The organism is Streptomyces sp. NPDC054796, from assembly GCF_053611545.1.
Map to the genome: position 1 here is coordinate 1 of NZ_JBSHAO010000005.1, position 26717 is coordinate 26717.

Below are 26717 nucleotides of genomic sequence, written 5' to 3' on the forward strand. Positions count from 1 at the left end.
CCGCAGGCCGGGCGCGGGCGGCGGCTCAGTGGCTCGCGTGCGCTCCGCCGTCGGCCGACTCCTGCGACTCCGAGCCGGAGGCGGACTCGCTCGCGCCGGTGCTCGGCTTGCCGGAGGCGTCGCCCTCGGCGCCCTGCGCGCTCTCCTGGCCCTCCTGGCCCTCCGACGCACCGGCCGACTCGGAAGCGGACGCCGAACCGGACGGCGACGGCTGGACGCTCGGCCCGGACTTCTCGTACTGGTGCGTCGCGGGGACCACCGTCGCGCGCAGCTTGACCGCGCCCGTGCTGCTGAGGCTGAAGGTGACGGGCTGCGCGCTGCCGTTGCTGACCTTGCCCCCGGCGTTCTCCAGCAGGGCCGAGGCATTGCCCTCGCCGCCGAGCGCCAGGGAGCCGCCCGCGGGGACGGTCACCTTCTTCTCGCCCTCGGCGGGGCTCAGCTTCGCCTGGCCGGCGCCGCGGACGGTGACCGACTCCAGGGTCTCGTCCTTGGTGCCGTCGTTGAAGATCCGGCCGGTCACGGTGGCGGCACCCGAACCGTCGGGGGCGGTCACCACATTGGCGTTCTGGATCTTGATGTCGCCGACGTGGACCGCGGCGTTGTCCGGCTTGATCTGAAGGGTCTGCGCGTCGTTCCCCGCACCACAGGCGGAGAGCGTGAGGACGGAGAGCGTCAGGGCGGTGGCGGCGAGGGTGCCGCGTCGAAGGCTGCTGCTCACGGCGGCGGCATCTCCTTGGCGAGCTCTTGCGGCCGAACTACGTGCCGGTCGCGGTCGGATGGGGCATCCCCGCCGGGGCGGGGCACGTCGCCAGTGACGTCATCTGGCGCGCTCAGGTTACCGAGCCGCCTCGCGCGCCCCGCACCCGACCCTCCGGCCGACGACGGACCGTCATCCGGAACGCCACGCGGACCGTCATCCGGAACCCCACGCGAAGCACCCGCGGGGCGCGCCGCGCACCCGCGCCAGTGCCGGACGACATCCGTACGGGCGATTCCGGGGAAAGAAAGCGGGGACCGTGTGAAGAAGGCCCGGAAGACCCTCGTGAATTGATCAAAGTGAGCTGTTGATCAATTCTTCGGAAAGTCCGCGCGACAGTGGAACTGACGCCGAACGGACTACTACTTACAGCCGGACAAAACGGACAGTCGCTCACTTCTGGCGGCACTTCCGGGACCGTGACGAGCGGGTTTCACTCGGCGCGCAGATGGGCCCCGACCTGCGAATACCCGCTTGCAACGACCCGCCGAAGCACGATACGGGGTGGGTTGTCAAGCCCCGAGATATGCCCTGACCTGCGAAAACGCCATTCAGAAGAGGCCGTTCCCGTGTTACTCTAGATAGCCACGGAAGGGGTACCTGACACATGACGTTCAAGGTTGGCGACACCGTGGTCTATCCCCATCACGGGGCCGCGCTGATCGAGGCCATCGAAACTCGCCAGATCAAAGGCGTGGACAAGACCTACTTGGTTCTGAAGGTCGCGCAAGGCGACTTGACGGTTCGTGTGCCAGCGGACAATGCGGAGTTCGTGGGCGTGCGTGATGTAGTCGGTTCGGACGGGCTGGACAGGGTCTTCGAGGTGCTCCGCGCACCGTATGCGGAAGAGCCCACCAACTGGTCCCGGCGCTACAAGGCGAATCTTGAGAAGCTCGCTTCCGGCGACGTGATCAAGGTGGCGGAGGTCGTGCGTGACCTCTGGCGCCGTGAGCGCGAGCGTGGTCTCTCGGCCGGAGAGAAGCGGATGCTGGCCAAGGCGCGCCAGATCCTGGTGAGCGAGCTGGCCCTCGCGGAGAACACCAACGAAGACAAGGCCGAGGCCCTGCTCGACGAGGTCCTCGCGTCCTGACGCGCGCTGTGCGTACGCGTTCTTGATCTTCACCTTCCGCTCTCCTCTTCTCCTCACGCGTCCTGCGCGAGGTTCCCCGCGAACGCGAGAAGCGCGGAGGAAGAGCGAGTTGTAGTGCAGTAGCAGCAGCGATGTGCCGCAGTGCCCGTGTGATGCAGTTCTGTCGCCGGGCGCTGCGGCATGTCTGCGACCAGCCCACGACGTTCAGTAATCTCAACTTCTGCACTTCTGCCCGCGAGAGCGGGAAGTGTGCCGGGCCCGGGCAGATGCCTCGACCGTCATCACGGAAGGGTCCGGTCGGGGGCGTCGCGCCCGGCACGCTGTGGCCATACCCATACCGGCTGAGGACACAAACCTGAACGCGCAACCGATGTCACGTGAATCCACGGGCCAGGCCCGTGACCCCGAATCCCGGACCGCCGTCGTCATCCCCGCGGCAGGCCGCGGGGTGCGTCTGGGGCCCGGCGCGCCCAAGGCGCTGCGCACGCTGAGCGGCACCCCGATGCTCGTGCACGCCGTGCGCGCCATGGAGCGGGCCCGCGCGGTGTCGCTCGTCGTCGTGGTCGCCCCGTCCGACGGCGCCAAGGAGGTCCGCAACCTCCTCGACGAGCACTCGCTCTCCGACGTGGTCGTCGTCCCCGGCGGCGAGACCCGGCAGGACTCCGTGCGGCTGGGCCTGGCCGTCCTTCCCGACGACATCGGCACCGTCCTCGTGCACGACGCGGCCCGCCCGCTGGTGCCGGTGGACACCGTGGACGCGGTGGCCGCCGCCGTGCGGGACGGGGCCCCGGCCGTCGTGCCCGCGCTGCCGGTCTCCGACACGGTCAAGGAGGTCGAGCCGCGCGGGAACGGCGCGCCCGAGCCCGTCACCGGCACCCCGGACAGGTCGCGGCTGCGTGCCGTGCAGACGCCCCAGGGCTTTGCCCGGGAGGTGCTGGCCGAGGCCCACGAGCGCGTCGCCCGGGAGGGAGAGGGCGCGACGGACGACGCGGGCATGGTCGAGCGCACGGGCGTCCAGGTCGTGGTCGTCCCCGGGCACGAGGAGGCGTTCAAGGTGACGCGTCCGCTCGATCTGGTGCTGGCCGAGGCCGTCCTCGCGCGAAGGAGGGCGACCGATGCCTTCTGAGCCGCCTGCCGAGCTGCCGCCCGAGGCGCCCGTGTCGTCCGGCGCCGTCGCCGCGACCACGTCCCGGGCCGGGCTGCCCAGGGTGGGCACCGGGACGGACGTGCACGCCTTCGAGGAGGGGCGCGAGCTGTGGTGCGCCGGGCTGCTGTGGGAGGGCGAGAGCCACGGCCTCGCCGGGCACTCCGACGGCGACGTCGCCGCGCACGCCGCCTGCGACGCCCTCTTCTCCGCCGCTGGACTCGGCGATCTCGGCGCCCACTTCGGCACCTCGCGCCCCGAGTGGTCCGGCGCCTCCGGGGTCACGCTGCTGACGGAGGCGGCGCGGATCGTACGCGCTGCGGGGTACGAGATCGGCAATGTCGCCATCCAGGTGATCGGCGTCCGTCCCAAGGTCGGCAAGCGGCGCGACGAGGCGCAGCGCGCGCTGTCCGACGCGGTCGGCGCGCCGGTCTCCGTCTCGGGCACGACCACGGACGGGCTCGGCCTGACGGGGCGGGGCGAGGGGCTGGCGGCGATGGCCACGGCGCTGGTGGTGCGGGCCGGGGGCTGAGCGGGTCCGGGGCGCCCCGGCAGGGGGCCGGGTGGCTGCGGCGAGAGCTGAGATACGGGTCACCCGCTGTTGCGCATGGTTCGCAGTTAGTCTTGTGGGCGATGTCCTACGTACTGCGCACCGCGACCCCCGCCGACGCCGACGCCGCCCGCAGCGTCATGCTCGATACCGTCTACGGCGATCTGCGGTCCGGGTACGTGCCGCGCTGGCACCGCGACATCATCGACGTCGAGGGCACGTATCTGCGCCCCGAGCGCCGCACGCTGCTCGTCGCCGAGGCCGACGACGGCCGGATCGTGGCCACGGGCGCCGTGCGCGACGAGGGGCCGCAGTCGCCGCCGAACCCCGAGTGGATCGCCCGGCGCTTCCCCTCCGGCAGCACGGCGCAGCTCTGCCGGATCTACGTGCGCCCGGAGTACCGCCGCCTCGGCATCGCCCGCGCCATGGTGCGCGAGCTGAGCGCCTTCGTCGCGGAGGCGGGCGGCTACACGGCGCTCTACCTCCACACCGACCCCTCCGTGCCCGGCGCCGAGCCCTTCTGGCGGTCGATCGCGCGGGAGGTGTGCGACGAGCGCGCGCTGCCCGGCGGCGGACAGGGCATCGTCCACTTCGAGCTGCCGCTGCCCGTGCCTGCTTCGGCGTCCGCTTCGGCCCCGGGGGCCGTCGCCGTGGCCGCTGAGTGAGAATCGTTTTCAGATAGAGTGCTGAGCATGTCCCGAATACGCCGTTCCCGCCTCCTCCCGCTCGCCGCGGTCTCCCTGCTCGCCACCGGCGCCCTCACCGCGTGCGGCGGCCAGGACTCCGGCAGCGGCGGCGAACGGCTCCGGGTGGCGATGGCCTTCCCGCCCGCGCAGGGCATGAGCCCCTACGGGGACGACGCCGTCACCCTCAGCAGGCTCTCCGTGATCGAGGGCCTCACCAAGCTCGACGCCAAGGGTGAGGTCAAGCCGGCGCTCGCCACGTCCTGGAAGCCGTCGGGCGGCGGCAAGGAGTGGACGTTCACGCTGCGCGAGGCGCGTTTCCAGGACGGCGACCCGGTGAACGCGGACGCCGTCGTGCGCTCCCTGGAGGAGGCCGAGAAGGCGTCGCCGAAGCCGCGCGTCCTCAGCGACGCGGGCGACCTGAAGGCCGAGGCGGAGGGCGCCCGCAAGGTACGGGTCACCAGCAGCGAGCCCGACGCGCTGCTGCCCCAGCGCCTCGCCAACCCCTCGCTGGCCGTGCTCTCGGCGGGCGCCTACGGGGCGGCCGACACGTCAGAGGGCGGCAAGGGCGACAAGGACGGCAAGGGCGCGAAGGGCTCGGACAAGGGCGGCAGGGTGGACCCGGCCGGGCACGCGACGGGCCCCTTCACCCTCACCCGCCTCAACGGCACCGCGAGCGCGACCCTGGAGCGCAACGGGACCTACTGGGGCGGCAAGGCCAAGGCCTCCGGCGTGGACGTGAAGTTCGTGTCCGACGGCACGGCCCGCGCCAACGCGCTGCGCGGCGGCCAGACCGACATCGCCGAGTACGTCCCCGTCTCGCAGGCGTCCGTGCTCGACGAGAAGCAGGTCCACGAGGTGCCAACGGCGCGCACCAACAGCCTCTACCTCAACACCGAGCGCGGCGTCTTCAAGGACGCGGGCATGCGCGCGGCCGTGCGCGAGGCCGTCGACAGCAAGGCGCTGATCAAGGGCGTCTACGAGGGCCGCGCCGACACCCCGCGCGGGCTGTTCGGACCCGGCGTGAGCTGGGCGCAGGACAAGCGGGTCAAGGTCTCCGGGCGCGCCGACGCCGCGCCGGAGAAGGACGTGAAGGCGACGAAGACCATCACGCTGGCCACGTACACCAACCGGCCCGAGCTGCCCGAGGTCGCCACCGTCCTCCAGCAGCAGTTGCGCAAGGCGGGGTTCAAGGTCAAGCAGGACGTCCGCGACTACGCGCAGATGGAGGCGGACGCGCTCTCCGGCAAGTACGACGCGTTCCTCCAGGCCCGCAACACCCTCCTGGACACCGGCGACCCGGTCTCCTACCTCCAGTCCGACTTCACCTGCGACGGCTCCTTCAACATCTCCCAGCTTTGCGACGGCTCCGTCGACTCCGCCGTGCGCAAGGCGGCGGGCACCGCCGACACGGAGAAGCGGCAGAGCGCCGAGATGCGTGCCGAGGCGCGGGTGCTGGGCACCGACGCCGTCGTACCGCTCCTCCACGAGCGCTTCATCCAGGGCGTGGCCGACGGTGTCGAGGGGGTCTCCTTCGACCCGATGGAGCGCACCCTGGTCACCGCCGACACGCGGCGCGGCTGAGCGGTGCGGGCGGGAGGCATATCCCGCGCGGGCGCGACGGAACCGTCGGGCAGGGGCCCGTCGGGCAAGGCGCTCGCCGCCGGGCTGTGGGTGGCCGCCGGACGGCTCGCCGCCGCGGTCCTCGTGCTGCTCGCCGTCGGGCTGCTGCCCTGGCTGACCCGTACCGACCCGGCCCGCGCGATCCTGCACGCCCGCTACGCCGACCGTGAGCCGACCCCCTCGGCCCTCGCCGCCATCCGCGCGCAGACCGGCCTCGACGACGGCCCGGCGCGCGTCCTCGGCCGCTGGCTCGGCGGCCTCGTACGCGGCGACTTCGGCACCTCATGGGTCTCGGGCCTCCCCGTGCGCCCCGACGTCCTCTCCGCGCTCGGCGTCTCGCTGACGCTCATGGGCGTCTCCCTCGCCGTCGCCCTCCTGCTGGCCGCCGCGCTCGGCCTCCGCACGCTGCTCGCGGGCGCGCGCGGCACGGGCGCGGTGCGGGCGCGGGCCGGGACGGTGGCCGCCGTGCTGGCGGCGCTGCCCGAGTTCCTGCTGGCCGCCGTGTTCGCGGCCGTCTTCGCCGTACGCCTCGGCTGGTTCCCGCCGCTGGGCTGGGACGGGCCGCAGACGGCCGTGCTGCCCGCGCTGGCCATGGGCGTGCCCGCGGGGGCGCTGCTGGGACGGCTGCTGGACGACGCGCTGCCCGCCGCCTTCGCCGAACCGTGGGTCCGCACGAACGTGGCCTTCGGCGTGCCGCCCGCGCGCATCGCACGGCACGCGCTGCGCCGGGTGCTGCCGCCGCTGCTGCCGCAGTTCGGCTTCGTCGTCGTCGGTCTGACGGGCGGCGCCGTCGCCGTGGAGTCCCTGTTCGCCGTGCCGGGTCTTGGCAGGACGGCGCTCGACGCGGCGCTCGCGCAGGACCTGCCCGTACTCCAGGCGAGCGTGCTCGTGCTGCTCGCGCTCGGTGTCGCGGTGGGAGCGCTCGTGGGCGTGGCCCGGCGCACGCTGATCGGCCCCGCGCTGCACGCCGCCGCCATCCCCGCGCTGCGCCGCCCCCGGCTGCCCGCGGGGCCGCTGCTGTGGGGCGCGACGGGCGTGCTGGGCGCGGTGCTCGCGGTCACCGTCGTCGCGGGGCTGCTGCGCGACCCGCTCGCCGTCGACGCGGCGGCGCGGCTGGCGTCGCCGAGCGCCGCGCATCCGCTGGGCACCGACTCGCTGGGCCGCGACGTGCTGGCCAGGCTGGGGCACGGCGCGGCCCGTACGGCGCTCACCGCCGTCGCCGTCGGCGCCGTCACACTGCTCGCGGGGCTGGCGGCCGGGCTGCTGGCCCGCTGGACGGAGGGCCTGCGCGAGGTCGCCAACGCGCTGCCGCCCGTGGTGTCCGGACTGATCGTCGCGGGCCTGCTGGGGCCCGGCGCGTGGGGCGCGGCCGTCGCCGTCGCCGTGGTGGCCTGGGCGCCGCTCGCCGCGCACACGGCGGGGCTGTACGAGGAGGAACGGGCCGCCGCGCACCTGGAGTCCGCCGTCGCGCTCGGCGCCGGGCGCGCGCATCTGCTGACGCGGCACGTCCTGCCCGGTGTCCTCCCGCCCGTGCTGCGGCACGCGCTGCTGCGCGTTCCGGCGCTGGCCCTGGCGCTCGCCTCCCTGGGGTTCCTCGGCCTGGGCGCGGAACCTCCGGCTCCGGAGTGGGGCCGGATGCTCTCGGAGAACATGCCGTACGTGGAACGCGCCCCCTGGGCCGTCCTCGCCCCCGCCACCGCACTGGCAGCGCTGGGCGCACTCTCCGTCCTCGCCGGCTCCCTCCGGCTCCCGCGCCGTCGCGGGGGAGGGGACGCGGTACGGGCCGAGGGCGTCGGCGCGTCCGCCGATGGCCGTCCGCTGGCGGAGGGGGCTGTCCGGTGAGCCGTTCGGAGCGCCCGGAGCGCCGGGGCGGCGCCGCTCCGGGCGGGTGGCGGCGTGGGGCCGAGGGTGCTGGCGCGTCCGCCGATGGCCGTCCGCTGGCGGAGGGGGCTGTCCGGTGAGCCGTCCGGAGCGCCCGGAGCGCCGGGGCGGCCCCGCTCCGGGCGTGCCCGGCGCACGCAGCGGGGCCGGAGGGCTGCGGGAGAAGGGCGGGGCGTTGCGGGATCTGCGCGTGCTGCCGCCGCTCCTCCGTCTGCTCGCCGTCACCCAGCTCGCCTTCAACGTCGGCTTCTTCGCCGTCCTCCCCTACCTCGCTGCGCACCTGGGCGAAGGGCTCGGCATGGGCGGCTGGCTCGTCGGCCTCGTGCTGGGGCTGCGGACGTTCAGCCAGCAGGGTCTCTTCGTGGTCGGCGGGCTGCTCACGGACCGGTACGGGCCGCGCCCGGTCGTGCTCGTCGGGTGCGTGCTGCGGATCGCCGGGTTCCTGTGGCTCGCGCGGGCGGACGGCACCGTCTCCGTGGTCGCCGCCGTCGTCTGCGTCGGCTTCGCGGCGGCCCTCTTCTCGCCCGCCGTCGAGTCGGAGACCGCGCGCCAGGCGGTCAGGTTCGAGGCGGCGACGGGGCACCCCCGCGCCCGTACGCTCGCGGTCTTCTCGGCCGCCGGGCAGGCCGGTTCGTTCCTGGGCCCGCTGCTCGGCTCGCTGCTCCTGCTGGCCGACTTCCGTACGGCCTGCTGGGCGGGAGCCCTCGTCTTCGTCGCCGTACTGGCCGCGCAGTGGCGCCTGATGCCCCGCCGCGACCAGCGCGAGGACGGCTCCCGTGACCCGTCGGAGCCTGCGAGCCCCCGCGAAGGGGCCCGCGTGGCGGCCCGCGCCGCGCTGCGCAACCGTCCCTTCCTCCTCCTCTGCCTCGCCTACAGCACCTACCTCCTCGCCTACAACCAGCTCTATCTGGCCCTCCCCGAGGAGGTCGTGCGCGCGACCGGTTCGCAGGCCGCGCTGGGCTGGCTCTTCGCGCTCTCCTCACTCCTCGTCGTCTGCGCGCAGTTGCCCGTCACGGCCCGCGCGGGGGAGCGGCTGGGCCAGCGCGCCACGCTCTGCCTCGGGCTGCTCGTCGTCGCGTCCGGGTTCGCCGTCGTCGCGGTGGCCGCGCCGTTCGGGCTCACAGGGCCCTACGGGTTGCTGCCCGCCGCCGGATACGTGCTGCTGCTGACCCTCGGCCAGATGCTGGCGGTGCCCTCCGCACGTGCGCTGGTCACGGAGTACGTCCCCGACCGGCACCTGGGCTTCGCGATGGGCGCGCTCTCGTCGTTCTCGGGGCTCGTCGTGCTGGGCGGGAGCGCGGCGACGGGCGCGCTCCTGGGCAGCGGCCTCGGGCCCGCGACGGCGTGGGCGGCGCTGGCGGCCGTGCCGCTGCTGGGCGCGGTCGCGGCCCGCGCGGTGGGGCCCCGCGCGGCGGCCTGACGGACCCGTCGTCCCAGGCGCCGCGCCACCGCTCCGCTCTGCCGACGACGGCCCCGTAAACCACTCTTCCGCGTCGCCTCCGCGCGGACCCGCCTCCACCACGTCCCCAGGTGCGGCACCGGCACCCCCGCGCGCCTACTACCCTTGACGCGTGACTATTCGCCTGTACGACACCAGCGCCCGGCAGATTCGCGATTTCAGCCCCCTCGTGCCGGGCTGTGTCTCGATCTACCTGTGCGGCGCGACGGTGCAGGCGGCCCCGCACATCGGGCACATCCGCTCGGGGCTCAACTTCGACATCATGCGCCGCTGGTTCACGTACCGCGGCTATGACGTCACCTTCGTCCGCAACGTCACGGACATCGACGACAAGATCATCGCCAAGGCCGCCGACCAGGGCCGTCCCTGGTGGTCGATCGGCTACGAGAACGAGCGCGCCTTCAACGCCGCCTACGACGCACTCGGCTGCCTGCCGCCCACCTACGAGCCGCGCGCCACGGGCCACGTCCCCGAGATGGTCGAGATGATGCGCGCCCTCATCGACAGCGGCCACGCCTACGCCTCGGACGGCAACGTCTATTTCGACGTCCGCTCCTACGACGGCTATCTCCAGCTCTCCAACCAGGAGCTGGACAACCTCCTCCAGCCCGAGGGCGAGGGCGAGACCGGCAAGCGGGACCCGCGCGACTTCGCCATGTGGAAGGCCGCCAAGCCGGGCGAGCCGAGCTGGGAGACGCCCTGGGGCCGTGGCCGCCCCGGCTGGCACCTGGAGTGCTCGGCGATGGCGCACAAGTATCTCGGCCCGGCCTTCGACATCCACGGCGGCGGCGTCGATCTCGTCTTCCCGCACCACGAGAACGAGATCGCCCAGTCCAAGGCGTTCGGCGACGACTTCGCCGCCTACTGGGCGCACAACGCCTGGGTCACCATGAGCGGCGAGAAGATGAGCAAGTCGCTCGGCAACTCGGTGCTCGTCTCCGAGATGGTCAAGCACTGGCGCCCCGTCGTCCTGCGCTACTACCTGGGCACCCCGCACTACCGCTCCACCGTCGAGTACAGCGAGGAGTCGCTGCGCGAGGCCGAGGCCGCTTTCGGCCGCATCGAGGGCTTCCTCCAGCGCGCGGCCGAGACGGTGGGTGCCACCGGGCCGGCCGCCGAGGTCCCGGCGTCCTTCGCCGAGGCCATGGACGACGACTTCGCCGTCCCCCAGGCGCTCGCCGTGCTCCACACCACGGTCCGCCAGGGCAACGCGGCCCTGAGCGCGAACGACAAGGAGACGGCGGCCACGGCCCTCGCCGACGTACGGGCCATGCTCGGCGTCCTCGGCCTCGACCCGCTGGAGCCGCAGTGGACCTCCGGGGGCGACACGGCGCGCGGCGAGGACCTGCACGCCGTCGTCGACTCGCTGGTCCGTCTCGTGCTGGACCAGCGCCAGGCGGCGCGTGCCCGCAAGGACTACGCGACGGCGGACGCCATCCGCGACGAACTGAAGGGGGCCGGACTCGTCATCGAGGACACCCCCTCGGGCCCGCGCTGGGAGCTGGACGGCTCCCACTGATCCGCCACCGATCCGCCACTGACCCGCGCCCCTCGGGCACCGGCTCGCGTACGGTCGTAGGTGTGTGCCGTACGGATGCCGTACCCCCGTCCGTACGCGCGCGGCCCGGTGAACAAACATCAGCAGCAAGCCGTGACCGCCGGACGCAGTGCGGCGCAGGAAGAGAAACAGGTGCACTGACATGGCGGGAAACAGCCAGCGCCGTAACAAGCGCACGTCGAACAAGAAGGGCATGCAGGTCGGCAGCGGCGGCCAGCGCCGCCGCGGCCTGGAGGGCAAGGGCCCGACCCCGCCCGCCGAGATGCGCAAGGGCCACGCCAAGCAGCGCGCGGCGCAGGCCAGGACCCGTCGCGCCCAGGGCCGCCCGCAGCGCAAGGGCAGCGGCAAGGGCACGTCGGAGCTGGTCGTCGGCCGTAACTCCGTGGTCGAGGCGCTGCGCGAGGGTGTGCCGGCGAACACGCTGTACGTGCAGCAGTTCATCGAGAACGACGAGCGCGTGCGCGAGGCCGTGCGCGTGGCGGGCGAGCGCGGCGGCATCCACCTGATGGAGGCCCCCAAGCCCGAGCTGGACCGCATGACGAACGGGCTCAACCACCAGGGCCTCGTCCTCCAGGTCCCGCCCTACGAGTACGCGCACCCCGAGGACCTCACCGCCGCGGCCTACGACGACGGCGAGGACCCGCTGATCGTCGCCCTCGACGGCGTCACCGACCCGCGCAACCTCGGCGCGGTCGTCCGCTCCGTCTCCGCCTTCGGCGGGCACGGCGTCGTGGTGCCCGAACGCAGGGCGGCCGGGATGACGGCGGGCGCCTGGAAGACCTCGGCGGGCACGGCCGCCCGTACGCCGGTCGCGCGCGCCACCAATCTGACCCGCGCGCTGGAGGGCTACCAGAAGGCGGGCGCCACGGTCGTCGGCCTCGCCGCCGACGGCGAGGTCGAGCTCCAGGACCTGGCGGCGCTGGACGGCCCCGTGGTCATCGTGGTCGGCAGCGAGGGCAAGGGCCTGTCCCGGCTCGTCGGCGAGACCTGCGACGTCCGCGTCCGCATCCCGATGCCGGGCGGCGCCGAGTCGCTGAACGCGGGCGTGGCCGCGGGCGTGGTCCTCTACGAGGCGGCGCGCAGGCGCGCCTGACGACCGTCGGGAGTCCGTGCTGCGGGCCCGTGACGCGGGCGGGCCCGGGGGCGCGCGACGGGGCTCGCGGGCGTACGCGCGGGGCCGGTCCGCCGGGCTTGACGGGCCTCGGACAGATCAGTCCGGTCAAGGCAGTGTCTTAAACGTCCATCACTCGGTTAGATGAGCGTGGACACGAGAACACCCCGCACACCCGGCCCCTCGGGCAGGCGCCCTGGGGAGGACCCAGGGGGAAGCCCGCGCGGATTCTTCGATGACGAGCCGGTGCTGAGCACGGTCAAGGTCCCCTCCGATCCCGCGCAGGTCATCGTCAACCACGCGAGCTTCCGTGTGCAGCTCGCCGCGTCGACGGCCAGGGCCACTTCCGCGAGCGCTTCCCGTACCGCATCCCGAGGCGCCGCCAGGGGCGGTGCGTTCGAGGACACGGAGCAGTTTCCCGCGGTCACCGCGGGCGCGGCCCCGGGCCAGGGCCCGGCGGCGGGGAGCGAACGCGGCGCGCACGCCAGGCGGCGCGCGCCCGTCGTCTGGAGCGGGCACACCGAGCCCGGCGAGTCCGGCGCGACGAAGCTGCTCCAGGCGGTGCGCGCGGGCACCCAGGAGGTCCCGGAGACGCCCGGCGCCACCACGCAGACGCTGCCCCGGGTCGAGGAGGGCGACGCGCGAGCGGCCGGCCCCGCGACCGTCGTCGGCCCCCCGCGCGGCCCCCGTCCCCCCGAGACGGCCCCCGAGCCGCTGCTGCGGGGGGTGCGGCCCGCGCGCGGCGCGTTCGACGACGAGCCGGGAGCCCTCGCGGACGGCTCCGGAACCGGTACCGGCCCCGGCGGGGACGAGGGCGCGTACGAGCTGAGAGACCAGGAGTACCGGATCGGCGGGGGCGCGGCGGCCGACGTCGCACGCCGCCAGGCGTACTACCCAGGGCGCCGGATGAACCTCGGCGTCGTCCTGCTCCCCCTGCGGGTCTTCCTCGGCTTCATCTCCATCTACGCGGGCATGGGCAAGCTCTGCGACCCCGTGTACTTCGACGGCGGCGAACGCGGCTCGATGGTCACCTGGCTGCGCAAACTGGAGCCGTGGACCATCGCCTCGCCCCTGCGGGACTTCGCGCTGGAGCACCCCGTCGGCTCGGGGCTGACCGTCGCCTTCCTCCAGGTCATCGTCGGCGTACTGACGATGTGCGGGCTGTGGCAGCGGCTCGCGGCCGGGATCGGGGCGCTGCTGTCGGCGGCGCTGCTGATGACGGTGAGCTGGAGCACGGTTCCCGCGTACGACGCGCCGGACATCATCTACCTCGCCGCCTGGAGCCCGCTCCTCATCGCGGGCGCGCCGGTCTACTCCGTCGACGGCAAGCTGGCGACGGACGCCTGGCGGAAGCTCGGCCCCCGCGCCGACCTCTGGGACCTGCGCCGCAGGGTGCTGCGGCGCGGCGCCGTCGTCGCCACCATCGTCGTCGGCTCTGCGCTGCTGATCGGCTCCACGCTGGGCGGGGCCGTGCGCTCCTCGCAGACGGCCACGGTCCCCGAGCCCGGCCACCCGCCGACGAACCAGCTTCCCGGCTCCCCGCTGCCGAAGGGTCCAGGGCAGCGCACGGCGGGCGGCCAGGCCACGCAGGGCCCGGGCGCGACGGGCTCGCCCGGCGCCCCTGGCGAGGGCAGGGACAAGCGCTCGGCCAGCCCCTCGGCGTCCGCCTCGACGGGCCAGCAGCAGCCGGGCGAGACGGCGGGGCCGCGGCAGCCGGGCCAGCAGGAGACGGTCCAGGCGCCGCAGCAGCAGACGGCGCCCCCGGCCCAGCAGTCGGCGCCCGACGCGCAGCCCTCGGCGGGCGGCACGACGGGGACGCAGAGCGGCAGCAGCGCGGCGGGCGGCACCACGGGCGGTTCGGGCAGCGGACGCAGCTCCACGTCGTCCTCCGGGGGCGGGGACAGCGGGGGCGGCGGCGCGCTGGGTGGCCTGCTGGGCGGCGGGGGCTAGGCCCTCCCGGTCTTCCGGCCCCCGGCCCCGGCCCCCGGCCCGGTAAGGGGCCCGCTCCATGGAGCGGGCCCCTTACACGTGTGCGCGCGTGCGCGACCACGGGGTGGCTACGAGGGGTGGCCCTCCAGCTCCTTGGCGGCCTCCGTGAGGTCCTTGGCGGTGTCGATGGCCCGCCAGTACGCGCCCTGGGGCAGCGGGAAGCCCGCCAGGCGCCGCTCACGGGCGAGCCGGGGGAAGGTGGTGCGCTCGTGGTCGCCCCGGTCGGGCAGCAGCCCGGAGAAGGCGGGGGAGAAGACGTAGACGCCCGCGTTGATCAGATACGGGGAGGGCGGCGCCTCGATGAAGTCGAGGACGTGCCCGAAGCGGTCGGTCTCGACGGCGCCCCAGGGGATGCGCGGGCGGGCCAGCGCGAGGGTGGCCGTCGCGTCGCGCTCGTCGTGGAAGTCGGCCATCGCGCGCAGCGAGAAGCGCGTCCAGATGTCGCCGTTGGTGGCGTACCAGGGCTGATCGGGGCGCGGCAGTGAGCCCGCCGCGTACTTCAGCCCGCCGCCGCGCCCCAGGGGCTCGCGCTCGACCACGGTGGTGACGCGCAGGGGGAGTTCGGCGCCGTCCAGCCACTCCTGGAGGACCTCGGCGAGGTGACCGCAGGAGACGACGGCGTCGGTGACGCCCTCGGCGGCCAGCCAGGAGAGCTGATGGCCGATGATCGGCATGCCGGTGCCGGGGATCTCGACCATCGGCTTCGGGCGGTCGTCCGTGTACGGCCGCAGTCGCGAGCCCTGGCCTCCGGCCAGGACCACGGCTTGGGTGGGTCGCTGGGTCATGCGGCGCACTTTATGCGCGTCGCGCGGTGAAACGTCGCCGAATGGCGGCGAATGGCGGCGAACGCGGTGAAACGGTTCGCTTCTTGTCGGGCGGGGGCGGAGGGGTGGGTGTCTGTTGGGCGCGGGCGACAGCGGTGTGGCGCTGTGGGTGGTGCGCTGCGCACGGTGAGCCGCTGCGCCGGGGCGCGCGGTTCCACGGGGACGGGGCACGAGGTGGCGCGATGCGGTGCTCGCGTACCCGCTGCCGCCCGGCGCCTAGTTCATCTGGGCGATGCCGGTGGCGAAGGACGTGTCGCAGACGGGGCGCGAGAAGCGGTGGGCGCGGTGCGCGGCACCGTACTTCTTGACGGCCGCCCTGCCGAGGGCCTTCGCGATGGACGTGCAGTGCTTGGCGAGTGATGGCTTGCGGTTCATCTCCTTCTGGAGGCTCGTGAGCGCGGTGCTGGGGTTCTCCTCCTGGAGCTCGGCGACGAGGCGGTCGCGGAGAACGTCCTGCGGTGCGCGGGACTTCGCCTTGGACGACGCGTTCTCCGCTGACGCGGTCAGCACCTGGGACTCGGAGGGTGCCGTCGCCCAGGGAACGCGGGTGACCGCGAGGGTCCCCGAGAGGACGAGGACGACCGGCAGGACAAGGGCGAGGGATCGGCCGATACGGCGGGCTGCGTGGTTCACGGTCGCGATGGTAGCGAGCGGTAGTGATTTGGCGACATTTAGTCACTCTGTCGAGGGAAGAAAAGAGGGTGTTGTTCGAGAGTCGTGTTGACGTAGGGGCACGAAAAGGGGCCGTATCACCGTGAGTTACGGAGATACGGCCCCTTCGCGGGGTTGCGGTCGCTGCGCCGATCGGCGCCGTCAGGCGCCGCGCCGGCCTGTCGCGACGGCGGGCCCGTCGACCGGCCTGTCGACCGGTCTGTCGACCGGGCCGCCGGCCGGGTCAGTCGCTGAGGCGCTCGCCGGTGGAGGTGGAGAACACGTGGGTCTCGCCGCCGCGCGGGACGACGTGGACCACGGCGCCCTTCTCAGGAACGGCGCGCCCGCTGACGCGGACCACGAGGTCGCGGGTCTCGCCGCCGACCTCGGCGGTGCCGTAGACGTAGCCGTCGGCGCCCAGCTCCTCGACGACGTTCACGGTGACCGGGACGCCCGCGGGCTGGTCCTTGGAGAGCCCGCTGCTCTCACCGTTGGTGAGGTCGAAGTGCTCAGGGCGGACGCCGACCGTGACCGTGGTGTCGCCCTTGTCGGCGGCGGCGCTCAGCGCCTCGCGGTCGACGGGCACGACGCTGTTGCCGAACTTCACGCCACCGTCGGTGATCGGGACCTCGACCAGGTTCATGGCGGGGGAGCCGATGAAGCCCGCGACGAAGAGGTTCGCCGGACGGTCGTACATGTGGCGCGGGGTGTCGACCTGCTGGAGCAGCCCGTCCTTGAGCACGGCCACGCGGTCGCCCATGGTCATGGCCTCGACCTGGTCGTGGGTGACGTAGACCGTGGTGATCCCCAGACGGCGCTGGAGGCCCGCTATCTGCGTACGGGTCTGGACGCGGAGCTTCGCGTCCAGGTTCGAGAGCGGCTCGTCCATGAGGAACACCTGCGGCTCCCGGACGATCGCGCGGCCCATCGCGACACGCTGGCGCTGACCACCGGAGAGCGCCTTGGGCTTGCGGCCCAGGTACTCGGTGAGGTCCAGGATCTTCGCCGCGTCCTCGACCTTCTTGCGGATCTCCGACTTCGGCACGCCCGCGATCTTGAGCGCGAAGCCCATGTTGTCGGCGACGCTCATGTGCGGGTACAGCGCGTAGTTCTGGAACACCATCGCGATGTCCCGGTCCTTCGGCGGCAGGTGGGTCACGTCCCGGTCGCCGATGCGGATGTTGCCCTCGTTGACGTCCTCGAGCCCCGCGAGCATCCGCAGCGACGTGGACTTCCCGCAACCGGAGGGTCCGACGAGCACGAGGAACTCCCCGTCCTCGATCCCGATGTCGAGCTTGTCGACGGCGGGCTTGTCGGAACCCGGATAGGTCCGGGTCGCCTGGTCATACGTGACCGTAGCCATGTTGTTGTCTCCTTCACCGGCAGGTACGTGCCGGACGATCCGTCGTAAAGGGAGGTGGTCCGCGGCGGAGGGGCGACCTCAGAAGGTGTAGTCCACTGCCGCGAACTGCGGTGACGCTAACCCGCGCCACCACCCCTTGTCAGTACTTCTGCGCGAACTCCCTCCGGGAGGGGCCGGGGGAGCCGGCGCGGCGCGGCTCTCCGGGGAACGGGCTCGCGGGGTGCGGGTGCTGGGTGGGTACACTGCACGGGCACGCATGCCGCCTTAGCTCAGCTGGTTAGAGCATCTGTCTTGTAAACAGAAGGTCGTCGGTTCGAATCCGACAGGCGGCTCCGCAGGCCAGAGGCCCGCTCCGGGAGTCCGGGGCGGGCCTCTGGTGTGCCGTACAGCAGCGGAGTACAGCAACCGTGGTGATCGCTACGGGCCGCTACGAGGCTTCCGAGCTGGGCCCGAAGCCCTTGGAGAGCCGTTGCAGCGCGTCGCGGATCTCTTCGTCACTCGCCTCCGAGTACACGTCGAAGGTCATCGTGAACTTGGAGTGCCGCAAGATCCTCTGCGCGACCTTGGGATGCACCTTGAGCGCGACGAGGAGCTTGCCCGTGGTGTGCCGGGTGTTCCGGAGCGGGATCGCGCGTACGGCGGCTTGCTTGATCCTTACGGCGAAGGCGCGGGTGAGGTTGCCGGGCTCGATCGGGGTCCCGTAGCGAGTGGTGAAGATCAGCCCGTGTACGTCCTGCCACAGCTCACCGGCCGCTTCCCGGTCCGCCTTCTGCTGCTGGCGGCGTTGCCAGAGTGCAGCCAGGCAGAGATCAGGTAGGGGTAGGAAGTCCTCCGAGTCCTCCGTCTTCGTCTCGCGGTGGAGGACTTCGCGGCCTGCCCGCTGTAGCTGGTGGTCGATGTACAGCTCGCCCGCGTCGAAGTCGATCGAGCCCCACGTAAGCCCCAAGATCTCCCCGCGACGCAGGCCGAGCGTCAGGGCCAGGACCCAGGCGGCGTACAGCGGGTCGTCGGACGTGACGGCGTGTTCCAGGAAGCGGCTCGCCTCACCGACGGACCACGCCTTGACCTTCCGGCGCCGAGGCTTGGGGACCCGCACGAGCTTGGCGACATTCCGGGGGATCTCCTCCTCTAGGACTGCTTGGCTCAGCGCAGCACGGAGCGTGTCGCGGGCGATCTGAATGACGCGTCCGCTGGGGTACTGCTCGCAGCACTCGCCCTTGGCGCAGCACCGCTGACGTTCGGGCCGACGCTTGGCGTCCTTGCGCTGGGCGCAGCACTGACAGGTGTCGGCCAGTTTCGTCAGCCACTCGCGCACGTCCCGGACGGTGAGCTTGTCGAGCCGCTTCGTGCCCAGGTGCGGCGCGATGTAAAGGCGTGCGGCGCCCTCGTACGCGACGTACGTCAGCGGCGCGAGGTTGGGCTTAACGACCGAGGTCAGCCAATAGTCCAGGAAGGCCGCGACCGTGCGGTATCGGGTGGCGACCGGTCCCTTCTTCGCCTCGGCGTGGAGCTTGAGCCACTTGTCGTGGACCTCGGTGCGGGTCTTGCCGTAGACGTACTTGCGCTTGCGCTTCCCGTCCGGGGTGGTGACCCAGACGTAGGCGGCGAAGCTGTTGTTGCGGTACGGGTAGATGGAGCCTTCGCCGTTGCCCCGCTTGCCGCTCATGCTGACACCCCCTCAGCTTCAGAGGTGACCCGACGAACGTAGTCATCCACCCATTCCGGCAAGATGCGCCGGTTACGGCCGATCTTCACGGAGCGGATCTCTCCAGTGAGAACCAGCATCTTGGTCTTCGACAGGCCGAAGCCGAGCATGGCCGCAACCTCCGCTGTTGTGTGCCACTTCGGAGTGATCACGGTTGTAGTCATGCTGCGGCTTCCTCCCATTCGGGTAGATCGGCTAGTACCTCGCGGGCTAGTTCGCGGTTGGTGGCGATCTCGCGGGCGATGGTGGCGGCGAGCCAGGATTCGCCGGGGGTGTGGCCGTGTCCGGCGTAGGTCCAGTGGGCGAGCGTGAGGGTCGTTGCTTCTTCCGGGGCGTCGCCGGGGTCGGGGAGGCCGAGGGCTGCACGGTGTTGGGCTGCGCGGTAGTCGGCGCGGGTCTGGCGCAGGGCGCCAAGGGTGGTGGAGTAGCGGCGGGACTTGGTGGAGAAGTGACCCCGGAAGCCGAGCATGTGTGCCCACTCGCGTAGTCGGCGGTCGGGGTAGACGGGGTGGAGGTCAAGGCATGCGGTGATCAGCCGGGCCGGGTGGTCGGGGATGCCGAGCAGGGCCACGGCGTCCTTGCTGCCGATGGGCCGGTCGGCGGTGCCGGTGGTCTCGGCTGCCTTGGTGGCGTACTTGGCCACGTAGGAGGCAACGGCCGCTTCGGTGAGGTCTTCACCGTGACCAAAGGCGCCGATGGGCTGCACGTCGAGCTGGTCACCCCAGCGCAGCGACCGGGCAGGCTGCCCGTACTCGGGGGCAGCGTCCACAGTGACCACGACACGGGCGGCTGCGGCCCGGATCGCGGCTTCCAGGAGAACGAGGGTGGCCCAGTGCGGGGGCGCGGAATCCGGCCCTTCCGGTCCGTCAAGGCGGATGACGGCATGGAAGTGCACAGCCCCGCGCTTCTGGTATTCAGCGACCTTGCCGAAGGAGACCCGCGAGACCTGCCGGACGGCCGTCTGCGTGAGGCCCGCTCGTTTGGCGATCTCGCGGCGCAGATAAATCGTGAAGCGCTGCCAAAGCTGCGAGGCGTAGTTGTTCCACAGCACGGCCCCGGCGTAGTCGTAGCTGTCCGGGTCGATCGGGGTTCCGAGGACAGGGGCGTCCTCCGCATGCCGGGTGCCGCAGCGGCAGGGGCGGTTGCCGGGCCGGTTGTGGACGGGGCCGAACGACGGGGCCGTCAGCGTTGCGAACACGCGGGGGTGGTCGCGCACCGTCTTCGGGGTGCCCTTGCCGGGGTCGCCGGTGAGTCCGGCGCGGATGAGGTGGAAGGTGTCTCCGGCGTAGGTCCAGGCGCAGGAGGGGCAGCGCGAGGCACGGCGGTTGCCGCAGGCGATGCGCAAGCGTCCGCCGGGCTCGCTGCCGGTGCTGTAGGTGTGCAGGATCTCGCCGGTGGCCCGGTCCCGGGTGACTGTGGCGCCAGTCAGATGAACGGGGTCGGCGCAGCCGCCGGTGCGGCGGATCTGGTCTTGCCAGCGGTCGAAGCCAGGGGCCCCGGTCACCCTCAGCGCGTCAGCGAGGGTGTCCGGGTCCAGGCCCGCCAGGGTGGCAACGTCAACCACGGCGGCGCCTCCCCTGCGGCCTGTTCGCGTCACGAGAGGAGGGGCCAGACGAGGACTTGCCCGTCCCGCGATCTTTCCGGGTGGGGAAGGGGCCGCTGTCGTGCCTCTGGTGGGCTTCTTTGGTACGCCGGGAGTCGGCGGCGTCTTCCTTGGCCCGGTCGATTGCCCGTCCGATGTAGTCATCGTCCTTGCGGCTGAAGAGGCCCATCACCGCACCTCCGTCCGGGAGGTGTGCGGGGTGGTGGTGAGCACGCGCGGGGCAATTCCCGAGCCGCCGCAGCCAGCGCACGTGGCGGTGGTCGTGCGTCGTGAGCCGTCCCGGTTGCGGGTACCGGTGGTTATGGCGACGCGGGAGAAGCCGTCGCAGTCCCGGCAGTTCCGGACGCGGGCAGGGGTGGGCTGGGTCATGATGGGTGGTGTCCCTTCGGATCGGTGGATTCGGATGGGCTCAGGCGTCCGGGGCGGTGAGAACTTGGCGGTTGGAGCCGCCCCGGAGGCCGCTACTTGCGATACGGCCGGGCCCGCTTGGGCCGGGTACGGGCGGGTGGGCGCTTGGCGCGCCGAGGAGACGAACGGGCGGTGAGCTGGCGTCCCTTGGGCCGGTTGGCGCGGTTGAGGGTGTAGCCGATGCCGCAGCTCGCGGAGAGCACCGCGACGATGGAGGCGGCGATGATCTGCACCACGTACGCGGCCACGATCAGCACGAGCACGGTTCCGGCGGTGATGGCCAGCGTCAGCAGGATCGGGCCCCGGTAGGAGCGGGGTGCTTCCTGCACGATCACGACCTTCCGCAGGTCGGTGCCGAGGGGCATCCGCTGGTAGAGGTCGGCGGGGATGTGTCCGGCGCGGAGCTGTTCGTCAGGCAGGTGCATGACAGGTTCTCCGTTCAAGAGCAGCGGTGGGTTCGAGCGGCGAGTTCGGCGCCGGAACGGTCGATGTAGTCGGCGGAGAAGCCGCAGCCGGGGGCGGTGCACGCGGCGGTGTGCTTCGTGCGGCCCCGCCGGTCGTGGTAGGTGCCGACCTGTACCGGGCCAATCTTGATGAGGTCGTGGAAGCGGTTGGGACGCGGCATGGTCACTTCTCCTTGCGTCGGCCACCGGGGAAGTCGGCGGCGACGCGCCGGTTGTCGGCGGGCGTGCTGGGCAGGTACTCGGCTTCCTCCGCGAGGAGTGAGGCCAGGCCCGAATTTCCGGCCTTCCTCTCTTCCCGTGCGGCGGCTAACAGGTCTGTGCGTGTGCTGTTCGGCTTGGACATGGCGAGCCTCCTTTGCTGGTCAGGCGAGTTGGGCGGCGATGGTGCGGGCCAGCGGTTCGGAGACACCGAGCCGGGCCCGCAACGTGGCTGTGTCGATCGGGGTACCGGTGCGGTCGCGGTGGTCGCTGTCGAGCTTCCGGGCGTGATCCACCAGCGCCGGAGGCACACCGGGCGGAGCCGGTGCCGGTTCGGCCACCGGTGCCGGTTCGGGCGCTGGGAGTTCCTCGCGCTCAGGAGTCGGTGGGGGCGCTGTTTCGGGCTTCGGCACGTGCGCGTGCGCGGTCGGCGCCGGAACCGGTTCCGGGGTCGGCCGGGTGGCTGCGGTGTGAGCCAGGAGGGTGCCGCCCAGGAAGGCGAGAGCGGGCCATCCGGCGACGAGAATGCGCAGCCAGGCCGGAACGTCGTTCAGATCGAGGAGTCCGGCTGTGGCGATGTTGGCGCCGAGCGAGGCGGTCAGGGCCACCAGGAACCAGCACCATGCGCCCGCCCGGTCGCGACCGGAGCGCAGGCGGTGCCAGGCGGCGACCAGCAGCAGGTCCACGCTGATCGGGTAGGCCCAGGCTTTCCAGCCGTCCTGTCCGGCAGCGGCGGCCAGATCGTGCAGGTGGGCGAAGGACAGGGCACCGGCGATCACGGCCTGTACGAATACGGCGTCCGGACGCGGCAGACTCATGGAGCGATGTGAGATCACTTCCAGGTCACCTCACGAACGAGCTGGTCTAGAGACAGATGGCAGTCTTGAAGTGCGGTCGCGATGTAGCTCTTCACATCGGCGCGAACCTCTTCCCTGCTCACGCCGTACTCGGTGGCCCAGGCGTCGGCGTCGAGATCAAGAGTGATGATCATGCGGACTTTCATGGCCGCTACCTCCTTCGAAGCGGGGCCGGAATCGGGCAAGAACCACGTCCGGCCCCGGGACGGAAATCGATCGAGGGCTTCACTGGAGTCCATGCAGGTCAGGCGGATATTGCGAAGTCAGTGGCGGTTGAAGCCGGGGCAGCCGTTCACCATGTGGTCCACGCATTGCGGACAGTCGCCCCGCAGTCCCCTGTGCACCTCGGGGTCGTGCGCGTGACGCCAGCACTGCGGACACTCACCCTGCGGCGTGGACGCAGACCGCGTCATTCGGTGGCCTTCTCGCCGGAGCCCATACAGGTCAGGCAGATACCGGCCTGTTGGTGATCGGTGGTGCGCTTACGGCGGGCGCCGACCGTGACCCGAACGGCGACCTCTCCAGAGCCCTTGCACGCCGGGCACTTCTGCGATGTGCGCTTCGCGGCAGTCATGACGTCATCCCTTGCTGGGGAAGTCGTGACCGGCGGGCGGGTACGGCCGACGCGGGTCGTTGGCGACGCCGTGCAGGACCACCGACTCGAACGTGTCGGGCTCGAACGTCGCTGACGGGTCGCCTTCGAAGGCGTTGTCCACCTGGTCCAGCAGACGCAAGGTGCGCTGTTCGTCGTCCTTGGGGGTCTCGCGACGCTTCATGGTCTGTCTTCCTTTCGATGTGGATCATGTTTCGGGCATGGCTCGGGTAGGGACATGGCGCGAAGGCGGTCGCACCGACCGTGGATCAGCGGGGTGTCAGTCGGTGGCTGGGACCAGGGCCGGGGCCGGGCCGTCGTCCGGGCCGGGGCTGGTCGGGACCACGGGGCGGAACGGGGCGAGGAAGGCCGGTTCCGGGGTCAGGTGCGCGAACTGGCGGCAGACCGCCACGGCTTCACCCGTGGTCATGCGCGGGGTGCGGATGCGGGACCAGCCGCCGGAGGTGTCACCGGCCACGGCCACCCCGGGCCGGTCAGGCGGGATCGTGGTCACGGCCTGGAGCGCGTCCGGGGCAATATCCTTAAGCCCCATCTCAGCCGTCTGGAGATCGTTGACGCGGTGCACGACACGGGCGGTGAGCTGCGCGCGAAGCATGGTGGCGCCCCTGCCCAGCTCGGAGCCGAAGCGCTGCCCGCACACCTCCAGATAGATCCCGATCGCACGGGCCATCTGCCCGAGCCGCACGAGCTGCTGCACCATCCGATCCCGGCGTTCTTCGTCCTTCTTGTTGGCGACGAGGAACAGTTCCGCCACCTCATCGATCAACACCACCAGAGGGACAGGCCGTGCCTCGTCGGGGAGTTCCCACAGGTCCGAGACGCGGTGAGCGTTCAGCAGGTCGAAGCGCTCTTCCATCTCCGCGACCAGGGAATCCAGCAGGTCAACGGCGGTGGCCGGGGTCGTCGCCAGAGCCGACAAACGCGGGGCGTATCGGGTCTGCTCGACACCACGCTTGCAGTCGATACCCACCAGGCCGACCGGGATACGGGCCAGAGCGGCGATCAGGTTGCGCTGATACACCGACTTACCCGACTGGTTCGCCCCCAGCGTGAGGCCATGCGGCACCTGCCGGTAGTCGCGGCAGAACACGGTGCCGTCCTCCCGCAGCGCGACCGGGACCACCATGGGGCCCGGCTTACGCACCCGACGCGGCATACGAACCCGCCTCAGCACGTCATAGCCGGTCATCCGCAGTTCCACCACACCCGGGCGGGACTCGACCACGGTCACCGAGCGCACACCCCAGGCATGTCGCAGCCGTTCCGAAGCCGCCACCACATCCGCCGGTTCCAGACCGGCCGGAAGCCGCAGTGAAACCCGCAGCCCGGTCAAGGTTGGCCGCACACGACGCACCTTCGGAGAGATCGGCCGCACCTCACGACGCGCGAGGTTCCGGGTCACCAGCGCCCGCAGTCCCGAGGGCTGCACGGTCAAACCGCACACCTCCATCGTGGACCGGTAAGTCACCGTGAACCGCCCGTACGTCAGCGGAAGTCCCACCAGCGACCAGTACACGCGCGGGGCCCGTACCTTCGCGTAGCCGAGCCCGCCGACACCAGCGGCAGCCGACGCGACCTCAACAGCCGTCACCAGGTCCGCCATGATCAGGCCGCCGCAGTGATCGCGACCGCGCGGAAGGCGATGCCGTGCCGCTTCTGCCCGTTGAACTCGTTCTCCCAGTCCCGAGCCTTCAACCCCGTCACCGCGACCGGCGTACCCGGAGTCAGACCCGAGGGGAGACCCGAGTCCGGCACGGTCACCTGGTAGAGATTGCCCTCACCCTCGTCCGAGACCAGCAGACCCACCGTGGACAGACCATCGCCAGTCTCCCGGTCCGTGGCCCGCTCACCTGTCTTCTTGTTCACCATCTTCGGTTCCGGCGCAGTCGCCACGAACACGATCGCGGTCGAAAGATCGATCTTGAAGGACGGCATGCTGAAACTCCCCTTCGAGGGAACCAGGGGCGACGCATCCACTTGGCGGTAGAGCGTCGCCCGCTCTTGCAGGAGAAGTTTTCCTCCCTAGGGAGATTGAAGCGAATGTCCCTAGGGAGGTCAACCCCTTCCGTCCTTTAGGCATGAAAAAAAGCCCGCCGAAGCGGGCCTGTCACGGATCAGTGGATCAACTTTCGAAGCGGTACCTCATCACGTACGCGCCTGCGTCGAGCAGCATCCGATTAATCTCAACCGGGCGTCCGTCGCTGGTGAAGGCCGTGCGGTAGACCTCCAGCACGGGCGTCGCGGCGGGCAGGTGAAGCTTCTCAGCCTCTTCTGCGCTCGGCATGCGCGCGCGCAAGTCCTCCTCGAACCGCTTGGGGGCGCTGCCGATCTCCTCCAGTCGCTTGAAGGTTCCGCCAGGCCCGGAATCCGGCTGGGCGATGGGCGTGTCGCGCACCAGGTCGGCAGGCAGGTAGGAGACCGCCGACTGGATCGGCTCACCTTCGACCAGGAACCGGCGACTACGGCGGATCACGGCACTGCCCTCGTCTAGTTCCAGGGCGCGGGCGACCCACGCGGGGGCTTCGATCTCGTCCACCTCGACGTCCACGACGTCCAACGGCCGGTCTTCGATGTCGGCGGACCAGATGGAAGTTCCCGAACCCCACTGTGACTGAGCCAGCCGCTTCACCGCGTCACGGATCACGGGCTTGAACTCGCGGACGTAGGTGCCCGACCCGGTACGCGCCTGTGCGATTCCTTCCGCAACCAAGATCTTCAACGCGCTGTTGGCCGTCATCTTGGCCACGCCGTACTGACGCACGAGCGCAGGCTCACCAGGAAGGCGTTTCCCAGGAGCGAACTCCCCGGAGTCAATCCGCGCCCGTAGGTCATCAGCGATCTGCTGGGCTGTCTCAGCCATTGATCGTCCTCCGATGCTCCCTAGGGTGCTTCCACCCTAAAGGACATGGCTGAGGGCAGCGAGCCAGGAGGGCTCAGGCGGAAGGCCAGTTCCGTCGATCGCGGGCCACGTCGTAGATCTTCTCAATCTGCGCTGCGGTCAACACTCCGCTCAGGGAACGCAGAGACGGCACTTGCCTGTCCTCGTACACCCGGACGTCAAGCAAGGTCGGCTCCTTGTGAAGGCGAGCTACGGCGACGAAGACCAGCATCGGCTCCACCGGCACGGAGAAGGCGCACCGAGGTTCCAACACCTTTCGGGCACGCTCGGCTTCGGCCCGCGCCTTGCGCTGATAGTGCCGCGACTCACCATGATTGATCTTCACTACGTGATCGCCCACCCAGACGTGCCCGTCAGGGTGCCGCTTAGTGTTGATGGTGAAGACGCCACCGGGGCCTATCAGTAAATGATCGATGTCCACGCCGTTCGGCAGCGGAATCGAGTGCAGGACGCGCCATCCGTGAGAAGTGAGCCGTTGCAGCTCTCGGCCGACCCGAACCTCTCCTTTGAGGCCGCTCTCCCAGGAGTCCCATTCGGTAGGGCGTCGCAGCAGTTTCGCGAGGAGCCTCACTAGCTTTCCGGGGGCCTCAGTGGCGAGTTTTTCCCGTACCCCGTCACCGGGGCGGTTCGTGGCGAGATCGTTGCCAGAGTTCAGCGGATCGACGCGCGGCGTCATGGCAGAGGGACGAGGCGAGGTCAAGTACGGGGCAAGGGCCTCAAGGGCCGCATCGCGGTATCCGTCGACCAAGACCGTGAGCTGTCCGGTCTTCCTGTCGTAATAGGCCACGTTAGTGTCATCTGGCAGAACGACGTAGAGCCGATCATGGCCCCATCGTTTCCAGGGCGATACCCGGAACTCACTCACGCTCGCACCTCCGAGTTTCTGTAAGTGTCAGAGCGCCATACGAGCAGCCCCTTCGAGGTCCTACAAGGGCACTTTTCCGCAGTTCGCCACTGGAGTCGGAGCGAGCCGGAAGCGAGGAGCGCTGTTAGGAGTTTCTCTACTTCATCAAGGCTCGCTGCGCTCGCGGGGAGGGGCGGGGTGGGGTTCCTTCGGGAGCTCCCGCAGGGGAGGCTTCCGCCCTTCGTCCAGGGCCGGGGGCGACCGAGCGCCTGGGAGACGTTCCCTTGGAAGCACAGGGCCGCAGGGCGGGGAGGGTGGGCGACTCTGGGCGCCTACCGGTGGGCGGCGCGTAGCCGGGGCCCTTCGGGCTTGGGGGTGCCTTGTGGCTCTCGCCTTGCGGACTGGCCCGGGGTGCTCTCGCTCTTGCGCGCATCCGGCGAGGT

Annotated in this window: 29 protein-coding genes and 1 tRNA gene; 11 read left to right on the forward strand and 19 right to left on the reverse strand. The window is 71.3% G+C overall.

Annotated features, from left to right (window positions below; genetic code table 11):
* Positions 1-25: 25 nt before the first annotated feature.
* A complete protein-coding gene (locus ACWGJ2_RS05695) occupies positions 26-718 on the reverse strand; it encodes a DUF461 domain-containing protein (protein ID WP_453344691.1) in 693 nt (230 codons plus the stop codon).
* 646 nt (positions 719-1364) lie between these two features.
* Between ACWGJ2_RS05695 and ACWGJ2_RS05700 the strand changes: the two genes are divergently transcribed.
* From ACWGJ2_RS05700 to ACWGJ2_RS05745, 10 genes are all read left to right on the forward strand, one after another.
* Positions 1365-1847: a CarD family transcriptional regulator gene (locus ACWGJ2_RS05700; protein ID WP_016472332.1), complete on the forward strand. Its 483-nt coding sequence runs from the start codon at positions 1365-1367 to the stop codon at positions 1845-1847.
* Between the two features lie 370 nt (positions 1848-2217).
* Positions 2218-2973, forward strand: a complete 756-nt coding sequence (gene ispD / locus ACWGJ2_RS05705) for a 2-C-methyl-D-erythritol 4-phosphate cytidylyltransferase (protein ID WP_453344692.1) — start codon at positions 2218-2220, stop codon at positions 2971-2973.
* Positions 2963-3523 (forward strand): 2-C-methyl-D-erythritol 2,4-cyclodiphosphate synthase, encoded by a 561-nt coding sequence (ispF, locus tag ACWGJ2_RS05710; RefSeq protein WP_453344693.1) that lies wholly within the window; start codon positions 2963-2965, stop codon positions 3521-3523. The genes ispD and ispF overlap by 11 nt, the downstream gene beginning before the upstream one ends.
* A gap of 101 nt (positions 3524-3624) precedes the next feature.
* Positions 3625-4206 (forward strand): GNAT family N-acetyltransferase, encoded by a 582-nt coding sequence (locus ACWGJ2_RS05715; RefSeq protein ID WP_453344694.1) that lies wholly within the window; start codon positions 3625-3627, stop codon positions 4204-4206.
* Between the two features lie 27 nt (positions 4207-4233).
* Positions 4234-5808: an ABC transporter substrate-binding protein gene (locus ACWGJ2_RS05720; RefSeq protein WP_453344695.1), complete on the forward strand. Its 1575-nt coding sequence runs from the start codon at positions 4234-4236 to the stop codon at positions 5806-5808.
* A 90-nt stretch (positions 5809-5898) separates the two neighbouring features.
* Positions 5899-7689, forward strand: a complete 1791-nt coding sequence (locus ACWGJ2_RS05725) for an ABC transporter permease subunit (RefSeq protein ID WP_453344892.1) — start codon at positions 5899-5901, stop codon at positions 7687-7689.
* Between the two features lie 163 nt (positions 7690-7852).
* On the forward strand, positions 7853-9148 hold the full coding sequence (locus tag ACWGJ2_RS05730) for an MFS transporter (RefSeq protein ID WP_453344893.1): 1296 nt from the start codon (positions 7853-7855) through the stop codon (positions 9146-9148).
* 151 nt (positions 9149-9299) lie between these two features.
* On the forward strand, positions 9300-10706 hold the full coding sequence (gene cysS, locus ACWGJ2_RS05735) for a cysteine--tRNA ligase (RefSeq protein ID WP_453344696.1): 1407 nt from the start codon (positions 9300-9302) through the stop codon (positions 10704-10706).
* 181 nt (positions 10707-10887) lie between these two features.
* Positions 10888-11838: a 23S rRNA (guanosine(2251)-2'-O)-methyltransferase RlmB gene (gene rlmB / locus ACWGJ2_RS05740; RefSeq protein WP_453344697.1), complete on the forward strand. Its 951-nt coding sequence runs from the start codon at positions 10888-10890 to the stop codon at positions 11836-11838.
* A 162-nt stretch (positions 11839-12000) separates the two neighbouring features.
* Positions 12001-13806, forward strand: a complete 1806-nt coding sequence (locus ACWGJ2_RS05745) for a DoxX family protein (protein WP_453344698.1) — start codon at positions 12001-12003, stop codon at positions 13804-13806.
* 107 nt (positions 13807-13913) lie between these two features.
* Here the strand turns inward: ACWGJ2_RS05745 and ACWGJ2_RS05750 are convergent, their stop codons facing one another.
* From ACWGJ2_RS05750 to ACWGJ2_RS05760, 3 genes are all read right to left on the reverse strand, one after another.
* Positions 13914-14630: a nucleotidyltransferase family protein gene (locus ACWGJ2_RS05750; RefSeq protein WP_453344699.1), complete on the reverse strand. Its 717-nt coding sequence runs from the start codon at positions 14628-14630 to the stop codon at positions 13914-13916.
* Positions 14631-14885: 255 nt separating this feature from the next.
* Positions 14886-15302, reverse strand: a complete 417-nt coding sequence (locus ACWGJ2_RS05755; RefSeq protein WP_453344700.1) for a hypothetical protein — start codon at positions 15300-15302, stop codon at positions 14886-14888.
* A gap of 262 nt (positions 15303-15564) precedes the next feature.
* On the reverse strand, positions 15565-16683 hold the full coding sequence (locus ACWGJ2_RS05760) for an ABC transporter ATP-binding protein (RefSeq protein ID WP_453344701.1): 1119 nt from the start codon (positions 16681-16683) through the stop codon (positions 15565-15567).
* Positions 16684-16941: 258 nt separating this feature from the next.
* Between ACWGJ2_RS05760 and ACWGJ2_RS05765 the strand changes: the two genes are divergently transcribed.
* Positions 16942-17015 (forward strand) — tRNA-Thr (locus ACWGJ2_RS05765).
* A gap of 95 nt (positions 17016-17110) precedes the next feature.
* On the opposite strand, the gene ACWGJ2_RS05770 is transcribed toward ACWGJ2_RS05765, so the two are convergent.
* The 15 genes from ACWGJ2_RS05770 to ACWGJ2_RS05840 all read right to left on the reverse strand — a co-directional run bounded on the left by ACWGJ2_RS05770 (position 17111) and on the right by ACWGJ2_RS05840 (position 26295).
* Positions 17111-18349, reverse strand: a complete 1239-nt coding sequence (locus ACWGJ2_RS05770; RefSeq protein WP_453344702.1) for a site-specific integrase — start codon at positions 18347-18349, stop codon at positions 17111-17113.
* Positions 18346-18552, reverse strand: a complete 207-nt coding sequence (locus tag ACWGJ2_RS05775) for an excisionase family DNA-binding protein (protein WP_453344703.1) — start codon at positions 18550-18552, stop codon at positions 18346-18348. Before ACWGJ2_RS05775 ends, ACWGJ2_RS05770 begins: the two co-directional genes overlap by 4 nt.
* Entirely contained in the window at positions 18549-19952 is a 1404-nt protein-coding gene (repSA, locus tag ACWGJ2_RS05780) for a replication initiator protein RepSA (protein ID WP_453344704.1), read from the reverse strand. The genes ACWGJ2_RS05775 and repSA overlap by 4 nt, the downstream gene beginning before the upstream one ends.
* Positions 19953-20159: 207 nt before the next feature.
* Positions 20160-20360, reverse strand: coding sequence for a hypothetical protein (locus ACWGJ2_RS05785; protein ID WP_453344705.1), 201 nt, complete (start codon positions 20358-20360; stop codon positions 20160-20162).
* 92 nt (positions 20361-20452) lie between these two features.
* Positions 20453-20824: a hypothetical protein gene (locus tag ACWGJ2_RS05790; RefSeq protein WP_453344706.1), complete on the reverse strand. Its 372-nt coding sequence runs from the start codon at positions 20822-20824 to the stop codon at positions 20453-20455.
* A 14-nt stretch (positions 20825-20838) separates the two neighbouring features.
* Complete coding sequence (locus tag ACWGJ2_RS05795; protein WP_453344707.1) at positions 20839-21024, reverse strand: mobile element transfer protein; 186 nt, start codon at positions 21022-21024, stop codon at positions 20839-20841.
* Between the two features lie 2 nt (positions 21025-21026).
* Positions 21027-21206, reverse strand: a complete 180-nt coding sequence (locus ACWGJ2_RS05800; protein ID WP_453344708.1) for a hypothetical protein — start codon at positions 21204-21206, stop codon at positions 21027-21029.
* Positions 21207-21225: 19 nt separating this feature from the next.
* Positions 21226-21879, reverse strand: a complete 654-nt coding sequence (locus ACWGJ2_RS05805; RefSeq protein ID WP_453344709.1) for a DUF2637 domain-containing protein — start codon at positions 21877-21879, stop codon at positions 21226-21228.
* Between the two features lie 14 nt (positions 21880-21893).
* Positions 21894-22064 carry a hypothetical protein gene (locus ACWGJ2_RS05810; RefSeq protein WP_453344710.1) on the reverse strand — a complete coding sequence of 57 codons (171 nt, stop codon included), beginning with the start codon at positions 22062-22064 and terminating at the stop codon, positions 21894-21896.
* A gap of 263 nt (positions 22065-22327) precedes the next feature.
* Positions 22328-22492 carry a hypothetical protein gene (locus tag ACWGJ2_RS05815; protein ID WP_453344711.1) on the reverse strand — a complete coding sequence of 55 codons (165 nt, stop codon included), beginning with the start codon at positions 22490-22492 and terminating at the stop codon, positions 22328-22330.
* A 4-nt stretch (positions 22493-22496) separates the two neighbouring features.
* Positions 22497-22694, reverse strand: coding sequence for a hypothetical protein (locus tag ACWGJ2_RS05820; RefSeq protein ID WP_453344712.1), 198 nt, complete (start codon positions 22692-22694; stop codon positions 22497-22499).
* 96 nt (positions 22695-22790) lie between these two features.
* The gene (locus ACWGJ2_RS05825) at positions 22791-24134 is read right to left on the reverse strand and encodes an FtsK/SpoIIIE domain-containing protein (RefSeq protein WP_453344713.1); all 1344 of its coding nucleotides are present in this window, start codon (positions 24132-24134) and stop codon (positions 22791-22793) included.
* 2 nt (positions 24135-24136) lie between these two features.
* On the reverse strand, positions 24137-24466 hold the full coding sequence (locus tag ACWGJ2_RS05830) for an SCO3933 family regulatory protein (RefSeq protein ID WP_453344714.1): 330 nt from the start codon (positions 24464-24466) through the stop codon (positions 24137-24139).
* A 187-nt stretch (positions 24467-24653) separates the two neighbouring features.
* Positions 24654-25391 carry a GntR family transcriptional regulator gene (locus tag ACWGJ2_RS05835; protein WP_453344715.1) on the reverse strand — a complete coding sequence of 246 codons (738 nt, stop codon included), beginning with the start codon at positions 25389-25391 and terminating at the stop codon, positions 24654-24656.
* Positions 25392-25464: 73 nt separating this feature from the next.
* Positions 25465-26295 carry a nuclease-related domain-containing protein gene (locus ACWGJ2_RS05840; protein WP_453344716.1) on the reverse strand — a complete coding sequence of 277 codons (831 nt, stop codon included), beginning with the start codon at positions 26293-26295 and terminating at the stop codon, positions 25465-25467.
* Between the last annotated feature and the right edge of the window lie 422 nt (positions 26296-26717).

Bases quoted from the DNA above. Each gene is read 5' to 3' on its own strand.
- ACWGJ2_RS05700 (WP_016472332.1), top strand. From the start codon at position 1,365: ATGACGTTCAAGGTTGGCGACACCGTGGTCTATCCCCATCACGGGGCC.
- ispD (WP_453344692.1), top strand. From the start codon at position 2,218: ATGTCACGTGAATCCACGGGCCAGGCCCGTGACCCCGAATCCCGGACC.
- ispF (WP_453344693.1), top strand. From the start codon at position 2,963: ATGCCTTCTGAGCCGCCTGCCGAGCTGCCGCCCGAGGCGCCCGTGTCG.
- ACWGJ2_RS05715 (WP_453344694.1), top strand. From the start codon at position 3,625: ATGTCCTACGTACTGCGCACCGCGACCCCCGCCGACGCCGACGCCGCC.
- ACWGJ2_RS05720 (WP_453344695.1), top strand. From the start codon at position 4,234: ATGTCCCGAATACGCCGTTCCCGCCTCCTCCCGCTCGCCGCGGTCTCC.
- rlmB (WP_453344697.1), top strand. From the start codon at position 10,888: ATGGCGGGAAACAGCCAGCGCCGTAACAAGCGCACGTCGAACAAGAAG.
- ACWGJ2_RS05745 (WP_453344698.1), top strand. From the start codon at position 12,001: ATGAGCGTGGACACGAGAACACCCCGCACACCCGGCCCCTCGGGCAGG.
- ACWGJ2_RS05750 (WP_453344699.1), bottom strand. From the start codon at position 14,630: ATGACCCAGCGACCCACCCAAGCCGTGGTCCTGGCCGGAGGCCAGGGC.
- ACWGJ2_RS05760 (WP_453344701.1), bottom strand. From the start codon at position 16,683: ATGGCTACGGTCACGTATGACCAGGCGACCCGGACCTATCCGGGTTCC.
- ACWGJ2_RS05770 (WP_453344702.1), bottom strand. From the start codon at position 18,349: ATGAGCGGCAAGCGGGGCAACGGCGAAGGCTCCATCTACCCGTACCGC.
- ACWGJ2_RS05775 (WP_453344703.1), bottom strand. From the start codon at position 18,552: ATGACTACAACCGTGATCACTCCGAAGTGGCACACAACAGCGGAGGTT.
- ACWGJ2_RS05785 (WP_453344705.1), bottom strand. From the start codon at position 20,360: ATGACCCAGCCCACCCCTGCCCGCGTCCGGAACTGCCGGGACTGCGAC.
- ACWGJ2_RS05790 (WP_453344706.1), bottom strand. From the start codon at position 20,824: ATGCACCTGCCTGACGAACAGCTCCGCGCCGGACACATCCCCGCCGAC.
- ACWGJ2_RS05795 (WP_453344707.1), bottom strand. From the start codon at position 21,024: ATGCCGCGTCCCAACCGCTTCCACGACCTCATCAAGATTGGCCCGGTA.
- ACWGJ2_RS05800 (WP_453344708.1), bottom strand. From the start codon at position 21,206: ATGTCCAAGCCGAACAGCACACGCACAGACCTGTTAGCCGCCGCACGG.
- ACWGJ2_RS05805 (WP_453344709.1), bottom strand. From the start codon at position 21,879: ATGAGTCTGCCGCGTCCGGACGCCGTATTCGTACAGGCCGTGATCGCC.
- ACWGJ2_RS05810 (WP_453344710.1), bottom strand. From the start codon at position 22,064: ATGAAAGTCCGCATGATCATCACTCTTGATCTCGACGCCGACGCCTGG.
- ACWGJ2_RS05815 (WP_453344711.1), bottom strand. From the start codon at position 22,492: ATGACTGCCGCGAAGCGCACATCGCAGAAGTGCCCGGCGTGCAAGGGC.
- ACWGJ2_RS05820 (WP_453344712.1), bottom strand. From the start codon at position 22,694: ATGAAGCGTCGCGAGACCCCCAAGGACGACGAACAGCGCACCTTGCGT.
- ACWGJ2_RS05825 (WP_453344713.1), bottom strand. From the start codon at position 24,134: ATGGCGGACCTGGTGACGGCTGTTGAGGTCGCGTCGGCTGCCGCTGGT.
- ACWGJ2_RS05830 (WP_453344714.1), bottom strand. From the start codon at position 24,466: ATGCCGTCCTTCAAGATCGATCTTTCGACCGCGATCGTGTTCGTGGCG.
- ACWGJ2_RS05835 (WP_453344715.1), bottom strand. From the start codon at position 25,391: ATGGCTGAGACAGCCCAGCAGATCGCTGATGACCTACGGGCGCGGATT.